Here is a 14,151-nt window from a genome sequence, read left to right as displayed (position 1 = left end):
GGCCCGATTTTCGCATCCGTGCAGGCCACCTTGACGAACGGACAGCCCGTCAGCACGATGACGGAGGCCGCCCGATCGGCCATACGGGGATGAAGCCGATCCAATGAGGTAAAGGGGTCGAATTCATGACATTGGCGACCGCAATGGCGCGGTCCGGGCACAAGGGTCCACGGAACGGACAGGGTAGACGGGGTAAACGGGACGGGGCTGCCTGGTTCCTGGTACTGCCGGCGCTGATACCGATCCTGATCCTCAGTGTCGGACCCCTGCTGTACGGCATGGCGCTGGCCTTCACCGACGCCCAGTCCGGCCGTACCCGATCCACCCAGTGGATCGGCGGGCTCAACTTCCAGGACCTGCTGCACGACACCCTGTTCTGGGACTCCTTCCGGATCGGTCTGCTGTGGGCGGTCGGCGTCACTGTCCCGCAGTTCGTGCTCGCACTCGGCCTCGCCCTGCTGCTCCATGCGAATCTGCGGATGCGCTGGCTGGCCAGAGCGCTGGCGATCATCCCCTGGGCGATGCCGGAGGTGGTCGTCGGCATGATGTGGCGCCTCGTCTACAACCCCGATGCGGGCATCCTCAACGAGACCATCCGCGACCTCGGCCTCGGCGACGGCAGGGACTGGCTCACCGGACTCGCGACCGCCCTGCCCGCGGTGATCGTCGTGGGCATCTGGGCCGGCATGCCACAGACCACCGTCGCGCTGCTGGCCGGACTGCAGAACACCCCGCACGAACTCCACGAGGCGGCGGCGCTCGACGGTGCGGGAGCCTGGCGCCGCTTCCGTACCGTCACCTGGCCCGTGCTCAAGCCGGTCGCGCTCGCGATCACCGCGCTCAACTTCATCTGGAACTTCAACTCCTTCGCGCTGGTCTATGTCCTGACCAGCGGAGGCCCGGGCGGACGTACCCGGCTGCCCATGCTCTTCGCCTACGAAGAGGCTTTCCGTTACGGGCAGTTCGGCTATGCCGCAGCGATGGGCTGCGTGATGGTCGCGGTGATCTCCGTGTTCCTCGCGTTCTATCTCGTCGGCCGGCTCAGGGGAGTGGATGACGCATGAGTCTGCGAACCAGCCGAACCGCACGGGCAGGGCAGTACGCCGCCCTCCTGTGCTACCTCGTGTTCCTGGCGTTCCCGTTCCTGTGGCTGATCTCGACCGCATTCAAACCGGCCCGCGAGCTGGGGTCTCTGCACCCCACGTGGATTCCCGACGACCCGACACTGGACAACTTCCGGCAGGCCTTCGACGAGCAGCCGCTGATCGGGGCCGCTGCCAACTCGCTCACCACCGCGCTCTGCGCGGCGGTCATCGCGGTCGTCATTGCCACACCCATGGCGTATGTGATGGCGCGCCACCGGGGCAGGCTGTCCAGCGCCGCCACCGGATGGGTGGTGGTCAGTCAGGCGTTCCCGTTCGTCCTGGTGATCATTCCGCTCTTCCTGGTACTCAAGAACCTGCATCTGATCAACTCGCTGGGGGGGCTGATCATGGTGTACGTGGTGTGGTCGCTGCCGTTCGCGCTGTGGATGCTGGCCGGGTACGTGCGTGCCGTGCCGCCCGAGCTGGAGGAGGCCGCAGCCGTCGACGGGGCGGGAAAGGTGCGGATACTCGTCTCGGTCACCGCCCCGCTGCTGGCACCCGGGATCGTCGCCACCGCACTCTTCGCGTTCATCACCGCATGGAACGAGTTCTTCTTCGCGCTCGTCCTGCTCAAGACACCGGAGAAGCAGACCTTGCCGGTCGTACTCACCCATTTCCTCGGCGCGGAGGGCGCGGCCGACCTCGGGCCGCTCGCCGCCGCCGCGTTTCTCGCCACCCTTCCCTCCCTCGTCCTCTTCGCGGTCATCCAGAAGCGGATCACGGGCGGACTGACGGCCGGGGCGGTGAAGCACTGATGCGCGCGCCCACCGTGACGAGGGCGGCGGCTGCCGTGGCGACCGCGCTGGTCCTCCTGCTCAGCGGCTGTTCCGGCGACGGCGGCCGCGGTACCGACGCCGACGGCGCGATCCGGCTGAGCTTCCAGTCCCTGGCCTGGCAGAAGGAGTCCGTCGACGCCAACAAGCAGCTGGTCAAGGAATGGAACGCCGCCCACCCCGACATTCAGGTGGACTACGTCCAGGGCAGCTGGGACAACGTCCACGACCAGTTGCTCACCTCCTTCGAGGGCGGTGAGGCGCCCGACATCATCCATGACGCCTCCGACGACCTCGCGGACTTCGCCTACGGCGGCTACCTCGCAGATCTGCGCCACCTCCTGCCGGAGCGCCTGGCCGAGGACATCCCGCAGCAGTCCTGGCGGACCACCACCTTCGGCGACGGTGTCTACGGGGTGCCGTTCCTCCAGGAGCCCCGGGTCCTGATCGCCAACACCGGGATCCTCGAGTCGTCGGGTGTACGGATTCCTACTCCGGAGAAGCCGTGGAGCTGGCCGGAATTCCGGCAGATCACCAAGAAGTTGACAAAGAAGGGCAGGTACGGAGTCGCCTGGCCGCTCAAGGAGCCGGTCTCCGTCACCCTCAACCTGGGCCTCTCCGCCGGTGGGCAGCTCTTCCGCCGTGACGCGGACGGCAAGGTGACCATCCGCTTCGACGACGGCGACCGGGTCATGCCCGGCACGGTCCAGGACCAGATCACCATCGACCGCAGCGCCGCCCGCACCGCGCTCGGCATGAGCGGCTCGGACACCCTCCCCGGCTTCTTCGGCGGCAAGTACGCCATGGTGCCGCTCGGATTCTCCTACCGTCAGCAGGTCGTCGAGCAGGCACCGGAGGGCTTCGAGTGGACGGTCCTGCCCGCCCCGGCCGGCAGCGCCGGGCTCGCCCAGGGCGTGAGCCCGCAGACGCTCTCGGTCGCGGAGGACAGCCCCCACAAGAAGGAAGCCGTGCAGTTCATCGACTTCCTGCTGCGCCCGCAGAACATGGTGCGCCTCGCCCGGGGCGACTGGATGCTGCCGACCGGCACGAAGGCCCTGGCCGACCCCGCGCTGCACACCGCCGAGAACGGCTGGGCGACCGGCGCGGCACTCGCCCGCGCGCTGCGCCCGGCCCCCGCGCAGTCGGTGCGCGGGTACCCCGAATGGAAGGACAAGGTCGCCACGCCCGCTCTCCAGGAGTACTACAGCGGGGCAATTGACACCGAGGAGCTGAAGAAGCGCCTGGTCGAGGACGGGAATCGGGTGCTGGCCCGGTACCAGCGCTGAGCCGGAACCTGAAATGAGCTGGACGAGACGTATCGTCTCGTTTACGCTGGCGGCATGACCCACACCCCGCGAGCCCATATCGCCATGTTCTCGATCGCCGCCCACGGGCACGTGAACCCGAGCCTCGAAGTGATCCGGGAGCTCGTCGCCCGTGGGTACCGCGTCAGTTACGCCATCCCGGCCTCCTTCGCGGAGAAGGCCGCCGCCACCGGCGCCGAGCCGGTGATCTACACCTCCACGCTGCCCACCGACGAGAACCCGGAGGACTGGGGGACGGAAGTCATCGACAATGTCGAGCCGTTCCTGGAAGACGCCGTCCAGGCTCTCCCTCAGCTCGCCGAGGCCTTCGACGGCGACGAACCGGACCTGGTCCTGCACGACATCACCAGCTATCCGGCGCGGGTCCTCGCCCACCGCTGGGGCGTCCCCGCCGTCTCCCTCTGGCCCAACCTGGTCCCGTGGGACGGGTACGAGAAGGAGATCGGCGAGCCGATGACCGCCGGGCTCAAGGAGACCGAGCGGGGCCGGGCGTACTACGCGCGTTTCGAGGCCTGGCTCGCGGAGAACGGCCTGGGGGACGTGTCCTCGGACGACTTCGTCGCCCGGCCGCGCCGCGCCGTCGTCCTGATCCCCGAGGCGCTCCAGCCCAACGCCGCCCGGGTGGACCACAGTGTGTACACCTTCGTCGGTGCCTGCCAGGGCGAGCGGGCCGACCAGGGCGAGTGGAAGCGCCCCGCCGGCGCAGGGAAGGTGCTGCTGGTATCGCTCGGTTCGTCGTTCACCGACGAGCCGGACTTCTACCGCGAGTGCGTCAAGGCCTTCGGTGACCTGCCGGGCTGGTACGTCGTGCTCCAGATCGGTGCGCATGTCGCCCCGTCCGCACTCGGGGACGTACCGGCGAACGTCGAAGTGCACTCCTGGGTGCCGCAGTTGTCCGTGCTCAAGCAGGCGGACGCCTTCATCACCCATGCGGGCGCCGGCGGCAGCCAGGAGGGGCTCGCCACGGGCACCCCGATGGTCGCCGTCCCGCAGGCCGTCGACCAGTACGCAAACGCGGACATGCTCCAGGCACTCGGTGTGGCCAGGCACCTTCCCAAGGAGGAGGCGGACGCGGCGTCCCTGCGCGCCGCCGTGCTCGCCCTGGTGGACGATCCGGAGGTGGCGGCGAAGCTGGCCCGGGTGCGGGAACGGATGGCGGGAGAGGGCGGCACGAAGCAGGCAGCCGACCTCATCGAGGCCGAACTGCCCGCCTGATTCCGGAGCCGGCCGGGCCGTGACGCGCCGGGTTCCCGAAGCGGTCAGACCGTGACGCGCTCCGGCTCTTCGTCACCGCGCACCGCGGGCGCGGCGGCCGGAGCGGCATCGGTGAAGGCCGACTCGTCATGGGTCAGGTCCGGCAGCCACCGCAGCCACCTGGGCATGTACCAGTTGCGCTCGTCGAGCAGCGCCATGACCGCCGGGAGCAGCACCCCGCGGATGATCGTGGCATCGATCAGGACGGCGGCGGCGAGGCCGACACCCATCTGCTTCATGGACTGCATCGACAGGGTGCCGAAGATGGCGAAGACCGCGACCATGATGACCGCCGCGCTCGTCACCACGCCTGCCGTCGACACCACTCCGTGGGCGATGGCGTCCCGGGTCGTGCGGCCCTGCATCCGGGCCTCGCGGATCCGGGACACCACGAACACGTGGTAGTCCATCGAGAGCCCGAAGAGGATCACGAAGAGGAACAGCGGCAGCCAGGAAATGATCGCGCCGACCCCCTGGGCGCCGACGAGTGAGGCGCCCCAGCCGTGCTGGAAGACCGCGGTGAGGATGCCGTAGGCCGCGCCCACCGAGAGCAGGTTGAGCAGGATCGACGTCACCGCGATCGTCAGCGAGCGGAAGCAGAGCAGCATCAGCACGAAGGCGAAGACGATGACGAAGGCGAAGACGGGGACGACCGAGCCGACGATCTGGTCGTTGAAGTCCTTCGAGCCGGCGACCTGTCCGGTGATCGGTGCCTCGACCCCTTCGGCCTTGAGCAGTGTGTCCGGGCGTACATGGTCGCGCAGCAGGTCCAGGCTCTTCTCCGCCTTGCCCTGATCGGAACCCCCGACCAGCGGAACGGAGATGATCGCGATGTTCTCCGCGTCGTGCGTCACCATGTCGACGGGGCCCTTGGACGCACCCGACGCGACGGCCTGACGGCGGAATTCGGCCAGTGCCTGACGCACCGGGGCCGCGCTGATGTCCTCGGCCTTCACCACGACGCGCGCCGGGTCGGCGCCGCCGGGGAACGCCTCGTTGAGCCGGTCGTACGTCTGGACGATCGGCAGGGAGTCGCCGAACTCCTGGTCCAGGGTGAGGTTCTGGGTGTTCATGCCCAGGGCGGGCAGGGCGATGGCGGCCAGTGCGCCGGCCGCGAGCACCGCCGAGGTCCAGGGCCTGCGGAGTACGGAGCCGAGCACGGCCCGCCACACCCGGCTCTCACCCCTGCTGCTCCCGGAGCTCTTGCGGCGGGAGCGCTTGATCCGGTCGATGAACGGCAGCCGGCCCTTGTCGACACGCTCACCCAGCAGGGAGAGCAGCGCGGGCAGCACCGTCACCGAGCCGACCATGGCCACCGCGACGACCATCAGCGAGGCCAGGCCCATCGCCTCGAACTCCGCGATCCCGGTGAACAGCATGCCCGCCATCGCCACGCACACGGTCACTCCGGAGACGATCACGGCACGCCCACTTGTCGCCGCGGCGATCATCAGGGCAGTCCGGGGGTCGCGTCCTGCGGCCCGCTCCTCGCGTTCACGCCGCAGATAGAACAGGCAGTAGTCGACGCCGACCGCGAGGCCGACCAGCAGCATCACCGAGTCGGCGGTCTCGCTCATCGGCAGGACATGGCTGACCAGGGCCATCAGCCCCATGGTCGCGACAATCGCCGTCATGGCCAGGGCTACCGGCAGCAGTGCGGCGACCAGCGCACCGAAGGCGATCAGCAGGATCCCCAGGGCGACCGGCACGGCGGAGAGTTCGGCCCGTTCGAAGTCCTCGCCGAACGCGTCGTCGAAGGTCTTGTTCATGCTGGCGTCGCCGATCTCCTCGATCAGCAGCCCGTCATGCTCCCCCTGGACCTTCTCCACAGCGGAGAGGACCGGCTCGACGCGCTCCGTCGCTGTCTCCCCGTCTCCGCCGATCTCGAACTGGACGAGCGCGGTCCGCCCGTCGGCGGAGATGGACTTCGAGTCGTACGGCGAGGTCACCCCGGTGACCTCGCCGGTGGCCTCGACCGCTTCGATCACCGAGTCGACGGCGGCGCGGACCTCCGGTGCCGTCGCCTTCACCGAGGCGTCCTCGGCCTGGATCAGTACCGTTTCGCCGGCCGGGTTCTCGATCCCCGCGCTCTCGGTGATCTGGACAGCCCGGCTCACCTCGCCGGACATCGCGTCACTGTCCTTGACGTCGACCCTGCCCGCCGCCGTGCCGAGTCCCATCGCCAGGACGACGAAGAGCACCCAGATACCCACGGCCGCCCACCGGTGCCGCGCACTCCAGCCACCCGCCCGGGCGGCGATGCCGTGTACCCGTGGCGTCCCCGTACGCGCCGAATCCGCTTTTCTCATGACCGGGAGTGCCCCCTCGTGAGCGACGCCGGCGGGGTGCCACCGTCTCCGCTTCGAAGCTATGGGCGGAATATGGGCCTCTCCTCCTGCTTGCTGGTGAACCGGTGCGAGGCACTTGTCCTCCCTGCGGGGTGGGTGGATCCCCGACGAGGAGGATGCAAGCCCCCTACACGTAAAGCCGGTTGGGCCTGGCTGTCCGACTTGATCGGGAGTGGCGCGGATTTTTTATGTCGAAAATCTGGTGACTACGTGACGGCTGCATGAAGGTCTTGATCTGGGCGCGTCAATCGAGCAGGGTTTCGAGGCAGCCCCCGGAGATTTTCCGGCCGAGGGCCAATCCCCCCACAAAGAATGACGAGGAGAGCCCTCTTCATGGCAATTCACAAGCGCGCACGCCGGATCAAGCTCACCGCCGCGATAACCGCCGTGGCAGCCGCAGCCGGTGTCACCCTGATGAACACCTCGTTCGCCGGAGCCGCGCCGGCTCCCGTTCTGGGCACGGTCTACGGGGCCGACGCGGCGACCGCCGTCTCCGGCAGCTACATCGTGATGCTGGACCACAAGGCCGACAAGGCGGAGCTTGCCAAGGAGTACGGCGGCGAGCTCAAGCGGGACTACACCTCGGCCATCAACGGCTTCTCCGCCAGCGGTCTTTCGGAGACGGAGGCCAAGCGGCTCGCTGCGGACCCGGCCGTCGCCAAGGTCGTCCAGAACAAGAAGTTCCACATCAATGCCACCCAGGACAACCCGCCGTCCTGGGGTCTGGACCGGATCGACCAGACCGGTACCGCGGGTGACGGTGCGTACACCTACCCGGACGCCGCGGGCGAGGGCGTCACGGCGTATGTCATCGACACCGGTGTCCGTGTCACGCACACCGACTTCGAGGGCCGCGCCACCTCGGGCTTCGACGCGGTGGACAACGACGACGACGCGAACGACGGCAACGGGCACGGCACCCACGTGGCCGGCACGATCGCGGGCGCGTCCCACGGTGTCGCCAAGAAGGCGAAAATCGTGGCCGTGCGTGTCCTGGACGACGCGGGCTCCGGCACCACCGAGCAGGTCGTCGCGGGCATCGACTGGGTCACCGAGAACCACCAGGGCCCGTCCGTCGCCAACATGAGCCTCGGCGGCGGAGCGGACCCCGCCCTCGACGCCGCGGTCCAGAAGGCGATCGCCTCCGGTGTCACCTTCGCGGTGGCGGCCGGCAACGAGTCGAGCGACGCGGGCGAGGGCTCCCCGTCCCGCGTCCCCGAGGCCATCACCGTCGCCTCGTCCACCGAGGCCGACGAGCAGTCGTCGTTCTCCAACTACGGTTCCGTCGTGGACATCTACGCACCCGGCTCGGACATCACGTCGACCTGGAACGACAGCGACGACGGTACGAATACCATCTCCGGTACGTCGATGGCGACCCCGCACGTCGTCGGGGCAGCCGCCGTCTACCTCGGCGGGCACCCGGACGCCACCCCGGAGGCGGTGGCCAAGGCGCTCACCGACGGGGCCACCCCGGACGCGATCTCCAATGCGACCGAGGGCACGGCGAACAAGCTCCTGAAGATCGTCGAGTAACAGCTACGGAGGCTGCCGCGCCCTCCCCCACGGGGCGCGGCAGCCGTCACCGGCAGGAAGATCGTCCTAAGGTGGGGGTATGAGCACGATGTACGCGGCGCTGCTGCGCGGGATCAACGTCAGCGGGCACCGGAGGGTTCCGATGGCGGAACTCCGCACGCTGCTCACGGAACTGGGGCACGGCGACGTCGCCACCTATCTGCAGAGCGGGAACGCGGTGTTCAGCACTGCGTCGGGTGACGAGAACACCCTGGCCGCGGCGCTGGAGAAGGCCATCGAGGCGCGGTTCGGATTCCCGGTCGACACTCTGGTGCGCCCTGCCTCCTACCTGGCCGCCGTGGCCGACGACTGCCCGTTCCCGGCCGCCGAGCTCGAGGGCAAGCAGCTGCACGTCACCTACTTCGACAAGCAGGTCGACCCCGCCCGCTTCGCCCCGCTCGACGCGGCCGCGTTCCGCCCCGAGGAGTTCAGGCTCGGCGAGCGCGAGCTCTATCTGTACGCCCCCGACGGACTCGGCCGCTCCAAGCTGGCCGTCGCCCTCGCGCGGCCCGCCCTCACCAAGGGCCTCATCGGCACTACTCGTAACTGGAACACGGTGGTCAAACTCGTGGAGATGACGCGTGACTGAGCCCTCGCCCGCCGTGGCCGCAGCCATCGAGGGTGAGCTCCGCCTCCTCGATCCGACGGTACGGGCCTCCGCGGATCTGCTGGCGACCCTGCTCCACCCCGGATTCCGGGAGATCGGTACCAGCGGCCGGCTGTGGGACCGTGACACGATCATCGCCGCGCTCACCGCCGTCGACGCGCCCCCGCCCAGTCCCCTGACCGCTTCACGGATGCGGGGGGAGCAGCTCGCCGCGGATCTGGTGCAGCTGACCTTCGACACGGAGTCCAAGGGGCTGCGATCGCACCGCAGTTCGCTGTGGAGGCTGACCGGGATCGGCTGGCTGCTCTATTTTCACCAGGCCACCCCGTTCATCGACGACCCGTTCGCCGAGGTCTGAGCGCGCAGCGCCATCCCGGGGCAGCAGCACATGCGCTGCGTGGCTGCAGCAGCACACGCCGGGGGCGACCCGCAAGAGTGCCGCCCCGGCCTGATGTGTGCCCCGCAACCGGCCGGTTCTCGCCGGAAGGGCTGATTCCGGCCACCTGGATCGCCTGGGCAATTCGGCGGTAAGCCGTCCGAACGGGCGAGGCCGTACCGAGCCCGGTCCGGGACCCGGAGTCCTGCGTAGCCCCCGGTTCACAGACGGTTGGGACGTGTGTGATCGTGACGCCCGGCGATGTGAACCGGGGTCCGGCCCGCGGTTCACGGTTTGCTGCAATTTACTTCCGGCGTCCGTTCGGTCAGCGGACGTAGGTGTTCGGAGGTCACCTGGTCGCGTATCGGGGTTCACTGACCGTTCTCCGGTGCCGGTCCGGAAGGTGACCTTGCCACAGGGCCAAGTGGAGTCAAGGATTCAGGACGTGCGATTGGCAGGTCCACGACCAGAACCCACTGGCCCGGACGGTCGCACCTTGTCGGTCCGCCCACCCAGCGGCCCGTGTATCCCCCCATCAATGGAGGATGTTGTGACCTTCAAGCGCTTCGCCCCCCTTGGCGTCATCTCCAGACACGCACGGCTCATCGCCGTGACATCCGGTCTGGTCACAGCCGTCGCGCTTGCAGCGCCGACCGCGATGGCCCAGGCGGCACCGGACACCACCGTGACGAAGGCCGAGCTCGCCGACGCCAGTTCCGCCGTGCGCGGCGCCGACGTCGCCGGTACGGCCTGGTACACCGACGCGAGCACCGGCAAGGTCGTCGTGACGGTCGACAGCACGGTGACCGCCACCGAGATCGCCACGATCAAGGAGACCGTCGCCGACTCCGGCGCCCGGATCGCCGTGAAGCACACCGAAGGCACCTTCAACAAGCTCATCGCGGGCGGTCAGGCCATCTACACCGGGGGCGGCCGCTGCTCCCTCGGCTTCAACGTCCGCAGCGGCAGTACGTACTACGCACTGACCGCCGGTCACTGCACCAACATAGGAAGCACCTGGTACACCAACTCCGGGCAGACCACGGTCCTCGGCTCGACCGCGGGCTCCAGCTTCCCCGGCAACGACTACGGGATCATCCGGCACTCCAGCTCCGCCAACGCTGACGGCCGGGTCTACCTCTACAACGGCAGCTACCAGGACATCACCTCCGCCGGCACCCCCACGGTCGGCCAGGCGGTGAAGCGGAGCGGTTCCACCACCGGCGTGCACAGCGGCACGGTCAGCGGCCTCAACGCGACCGTGAACTACGGCGGCGGAGACGTCGTCTCCGGCCTGATCCAGACCAACGTCTGCGCCGAGCCCGGCGACAGCGGCGGCTCCCTCTTCGCCGGCACCAAGGCGCTGGGCCTCACCTCGGGCGGCAGCGGCAACTGCTCCTCGGGCGGCACCACGTTCTTCCAGCCCGTCACCGAGGCGCTGAGCGCCTACGGCGTCAGCGTCTTCTAGGACGCACGTACGCACCACCGACCCGGCTCACCCCGACGGGCCGCGCCTTCCGGCGCGGCCCGTTGCCGTACCCGCCTTCCGGCAGCCGGCCGGGACGGCGCCGCAGGGCACGTTGGCCCAGTCTGCCGAGGGCCGATTGGCCCAGACGGGCGGGCCACTGGCTCCTTAGGCTCGTTCCATGAGTGCACACAGGAACCCCGCACCCGACAAAACGGCCGTCGACTTCTACTTCGATCCCGCCTGCCCGTTCGCCTGGATCGCCTCCCGCTGGATGCTGGAGGTCGAGCGGCAGCGCGACATCGAGCTCCGCTTCCACGTCATGAGCCTCTACCTGCACAACGCCGGAAACGAACTCCCCGACCGGTACCGGGAGCTGGTCGACCAGTCGCTCGGACCGGTCCGGGTCGCGGTCGCGGCGGCAGCGGACCATGGAGACGCCGTTCTGCGCGACCTCTACACCGCGCTCGGCACCCGTATCCACCAGCAGAAGAACGAGGACTTCGACGCGGTGACCGCCGAGTCCCTGGCCGAGCTGGGACTGCCCGCCGCCCTCGCCTCCGCCGCGCACTCCCCGGCACGCGACGAGGCCGTGCGCCGCAGCCACGACCGTGGCAAGGACCCGGCTGCGGACTCCTACGTCGGAACGCCCACGATCCACGTCGACGGCGCGGTGTGGTTCGGGCCGGTCCTCAACTCCGTCCCGCGCGGCGAGGAGGCGGCACAGCTCTTCGACAGCTTCCGCGTCCTGGCGGGCCACCCGGACTTCTTCGAGCTCAAGCGCACGCGCACGGGCAGCCTCGACTGCGGCTGAGCCGGACCCGCTATGCGCTGAGCGACGTCATGCGGGCCGACGGGACGCACGCCTCGTTGTACCGGTTCAGCAGCAGCCGTGCGAGGACCGGGGACGGCCCGAGGACACCGGAGAGCACGTCGGCCTCGGCCGCGCCCGCGGCGATACGGTCCGGGAGCCGGCCGGGGGCGATGACGTACGGGGCCACCGCCACCCGCCGTACACCGTCGGCCCGCAGGGCTCGCACGACGTCGGCGGTGCGGGGAAGGGATGCGGAGGCGAACGCAGGCCGCACGGCGCACCAACCGGTGTGCCGCAGCTCCCGCGCGATTTCAGCGATCACTGCGATCGCCTCCGGGTCTGTGGAGCCCGCCGAGGCCAGGACGAGCCCGGTCGAGCGCTTGTCGGCGGGGGAGACGCCGGCCTCGTACAGCCGCTGCTCCAGCGCCGCGTTCAGCAGCGGGGACGGGCCGAGGACCTCGGCCTGACTGATACGCAGCTGCGGCAGCCGGGCCCGGGCCCCGTGCAGCACCGACGGGATGTCGGACTTGGCGTGGAAGGCCCGCGTCAGCAGCAGGGGAAGGGCGACGACCTCGCCCGCCCCCTCCGCGGCCAGGCGTTCCAGCACCCTGGGCACGGACGGGGCGTTGAACTCCAGGAAGCCCGTCTCCACGCGCAGCCCAGGCCGCAGCGACCGCACCCGCGCGGTGAGCGCGTGCACGGTCGCCGCGTGCCGCGGGTCGCGGCTGCCGTGGGCGATGACGAGAAGGACCGGGGCAGACATGGAGACTCAGCTCTTGACGAGGAGACCGCGGCTGCGCAGCACCCGCCGCTCCAGCGGACTGAAGATCAGCAGGTCGATCGCGATGCCGACGAACAGGATGAGGAGGATCGCCAGGAAGATCCCCGGCATGTCGAAGTTGTTGCGGCCGTTCTCCAGCAACTGGCCGAGTCCCAGACCGAGATCGGGCGAGGACGCGATGATCTCGGCGGCCATCAGCGAACGCCAGGAGAACGCCCAGCCCTGCTTGAGACCCGCCAGGTAGCCCGGCAGAGCGGCCGGCAGGACGATGTGCCAGGTCCCGCGCAGCCCGGTCGCACCGATCGTGCGGCCCGCCCGCAGGAACAGCGGCGGTACCTGGTCGACGCCGGAGACCAGTCCGTTGGCGACGGACGGGACGGCGCCGAGCAGGATGACCGCGTACATCGTCTTGTCGTCGAGCCCCAGCCAGATGATGGCCGGTGCCACCCACGCCACGGACGGCAGGGACTGCAGCCCGGACAGGATCGGTCCGATGGCGGCACGGACGAGCTTCACCCTCGCCACCAGCAGACCCAGCGGCGTACCGATCGCCACGGCCATCAGGAAGCCGAGCAGACCGCGCGACACACTCGTCCAGACGACCTCCAGCAGCGTCCCCTGCGCCCACATGTCGGTCAGGCTGTTCCAGACCGCGGACGGCGGCGGCAGCTTGTAGTCGTCGGTGACCTTCGCCCAGACCAGCAACTGCCAGACGAGGACCACCAGAACCACCGCGACGACCGGTGGCAGGACCTTGTTCAGCAGGACCTCGCGGGCCGGGGTCCGCCGTACCTGCACGGCGTCCAGGGCGTCCAGCCCGGCCTCAAGTCCCGCCAGGTCGTCGGACTTGGTGTCAGTGCTGGCCATGACGGCGGATCTCCCCACGCAGTTGTTCGGTGATCTCGACGGACAGCTCCGCCACGGCGGTGTCCTCGATACGGCGCGGCTGCTCGATGTCGACCGTCCACTCACGGGCGATCCGGCCGGGCCGCGACGACAGCAGGATGACGCGCTGCGCGAGCCGTACCGCCTCGCGCACGTTGTGGGTGACGAAGAGGACCGAGGCGTTCGTCTCGCGCCAGATCCGGGTCAGTTCGTCGTGCAGCACATCGCGGGTGATGGCGTCGAGCGCCGCGAACGGCTCGTCCATCAGCAGCAGTTGGCTGTCCTGGGCGAGCGCGCGGGCCATCGCCACCCGCTGGCGCATGCCGCCCGAGAGTTCGTGCACCCGCTTCCCGTACGCCCCGCCGAGCCGTACGAGTTCGAGCAGCCGCTCCGCCTCCGTGCGGCGGTCCGCCTTCGCGACCCCGCGCAGCCGCAGGGCCAGTTCGATGTTCTTGCCCGCGGTCAGCCACGGGAAGAGGGCGTGCTCCTGGAACATCAGGGCCGGCCGCCCGCCGGGGGTCTCGATGGACCCCGCAGTCGGGCGGTCGAGTCCCGCAACCAGGTTGAGCAGTGTCGACTTGCCGCACCCGGAGGCTCCCAGGAGGGTGACGAACTCACCGGGAGCGACATCGAGCGTGATGTCGTCCAGGACGAGCTGCTGCCCTGTGGGTCCGGCGAAGGACTTGGAGACGTGCGTGATACGAGCGGCGTGCTCGACCGCTGCGCGGTCCTCGGCCTTGGTGAGGGTGGTGGTCGCCATGGTCGTCACCTCCTGGGAGTCCGGGAATCCGGGTACGGGTCGG

The 14,151-nt window shown here is 69.4% G+C and carries 13 protein-coding genes; 9 read left to right on the top strand and 4 right to left on the bottom strand.

Features of this window, described 5'->3' with window-relative positions:
- The first annotated feature begins 125 nt into the window (after positions 1–125).
- Genes ACFWBQ_RS07400 through mgt form a run of 4 tightly spaced genes read left to right on the top strand, consistent with a single transcriptional unit; the run spans position 126 to position 4,458 of the window.
- Positions 126–1,064 (top strand): carbohydrate ABC transporter permease, encoded by a 939-nt coding sequence (locus ACFWBQ_RS07400; RefSeq protein WP_385485115.1) that lies wholly within the window; start codon positions 126–128, stop codon positions 1,062–1,064.
- Complete coding sequence (locus ACFWBQ_RS07395) at positions 1,061–1,900, top strand: carbohydrate ABC transporter permease (RefSeq protein WP_385485113.1); 840 nt, start codon at positions 1,061–1,063, stop codon at positions 1,898–1,900. The genes ACFWBQ_RS07400 and ACFWBQ_RS07395 overlap by 4 nt, the downstream gene beginning before the upstream one ends.
- Positions 1,900–3,204: an ABC transporter substrate-binding protein gene (locus tag ACFWBQ_RS07390; RefSeq protein WP_385485111.1), complete on the top strand. Its 1,305-nt coding sequence runs from the start codon at positions 1,900–1,902 to the stop codon at positions 3,202–3,204. Before ACFWBQ_RS07395 ends, ACFWBQ_RS07390 begins: the two co-directional genes overlap by 1 nt.
- A gap of 54 nt (positions 3,205–3,258) precedes the next feature.
- Positions 3,259–4,458, top strand: a complete 1,200-nt coding sequence (gene mgt / locus ACFWBQ_RS07385; RefSeq protein WP_385485109.1) for a macrolide-inactivating glycosyltransferase — start codon at positions 3,259–3,261, stop codon at positions 4,456–4,458.
- A gap of 44 nt (positions 4,459–4,502) precedes the next feature.
- Here the strand turns inward: mgt and ACFWBQ_RS07380 are convergent, their stop codons facing one another.
- Positions 4,503–6,806 carry an MMPL family transporter gene (locus tag ACFWBQ_RS07380; protein WP_385485107.1) on the bottom strand — a complete coding sequence of 768 codons (2,304 nt, stop codon included), beginning with the start codon at positions 6,804–6,806 and terminating at the stop codon, positions 4,503–4,505.
- 372 nt (positions 6,807–7,178) lie between these two features.
- On the opposite strand from ACFWBQ_RS07380, the gene ACFWBQ_RS07375 reads away from it, so the two are divergent.
- The 5 genes from ACFWBQ_RS07375 to ACFWBQ_RS07355 all read left to right on the top strand — a co-directional run bounded on the left by ACFWBQ_RS07375 (position 7,179) and on the right by ACFWBQ_RS07355 (position 11,682).
- Positions 7,179–8,381 (top strand): S8 family peptidase, encoded by a 1,203-nt coding sequence (locus tag ACFWBQ_RS07375; RefSeq protein ID WP_385485105.1) that lies wholly within the window; start codon positions 7,179–7,181, stop codon positions 8,379–8,381.
- Positions 8,382–8,460: 79 nt separating this feature from the next.
- Positions 8,461–9,009 (top strand): DUF1697 domain-containing protein, encoded by a 549-nt coding sequence (locus tag ACFWBQ_RS07370; protein ID WP_385485103.1) that lies wholly within the window; start codon positions 8,461–8,463, stop codon positions 9,007–9,009.
- Positions 9,002–9,385, top strand: a complete 384-nt coding sequence (locus tag ACFWBQ_RS07365) for a DUF4440 domain-containing protein (RefSeq protein ID WP_385485101.1) — start codon at positions 9,002–9,004, stop codon at positions 9,383–9,385. Before ACFWBQ_RS07370 ends, ACFWBQ_RS07365 begins: the two co-directional genes overlap by 8 nt.
- 568 nt (positions 9,386–9,953) lie before the next feature.
- Positions 9,954–10,871 carry a S1 family peptidase gene (locus ACFWBQ_RS07360; protein ID WP_385485738.1) on the top strand — a complete coding sequence of 306 codons (918 nt, stop codon included), beginning with the start codon at positions 9,954–9,956 and terminating at the stop codon, positions 10,869–10,871.
- A gap of 178 nt (positions 10,872–11,049) precedes the next feature.
- Positions 11,050–11,682, top strand: coding sequence for a DsbA family protein (locus ACFWBQ_RS07355; protein ID WP_385485099.1), 633 nt, complete (start codon positions 11,050–11,052; stop codon positions 11,680–11,682).
- A gap of 10 nt (positions 11,683–11,692) precedes the next feature.
- Here ACFWBQ_RS07355 and ACFWBQ_RS07350 read toward each other — a convergent pair whose 3' ends face one another.
- Genes ACFWBQ_RS07350 through ACFWBQ_RS07340 form a run of 3 tightly spaced genes read right to left on the bottom strand, consistent with a single transcriptional unit; the run spans position 11,693 to position 14,108 of the window.
- Positions 11,693–12,445: a sirohydrochlorin chelatase gene (locus tag ACFWBQ_RS07350; RefSeq protein WP_385485097.1), complete on the bottom strand. Its 753-nt coding sequence runs from the start codon at positions 12,443–12,445 to the stop codon at positions 11,693–11,695.
- 6 nt (positions 12,446–12,451) lie between these two features.
- Positions 12,452–13,330 carry an ABC transporter permease gene (locus ACFWBQ_RS07345; protein WP_385485095.1) on the bottom strand — a complete coding sequence of 293 codons (879 nt, stop codon included), beginning with the start codon at positions 13,328–13,330 and terminating at the stop codon, positions 12,452–12,454.
- Positions 13,317–14,108 (bottom strand): ABC transporter ATP-binding protein, encoded by a 792-nt coding sequence (locus ACFWBQ_RS07340; protein WP_385485093.1) that lies wholly within the window; start codon positions 14,106–14,108, stop codon positions 13,317–13,319. The genes ACFWBQ_RS07345 and ACFWBQ_RS07340 overlap by 14 nt, the downstream gene beginning before the upstream one ends.
- Between the last annotated feature and the right edge of the window lie 43 nt (positions 14,109–14,151).

This window comes from Streptomyces sp. NPDC060035 (assembly GCF_042736635.1).
In the GTDB taxonomy this organism is placed as follows: domain Bacteria; phylum Actinomycetota; class Actinomycetes; order Streptomycetales; family Streptomycetaceae; genus Streptomyces.
Note: the sequence above shows the minus strand (reverse complement) of the source record. Positions and strands in the feature narration are given on the sequence as shown.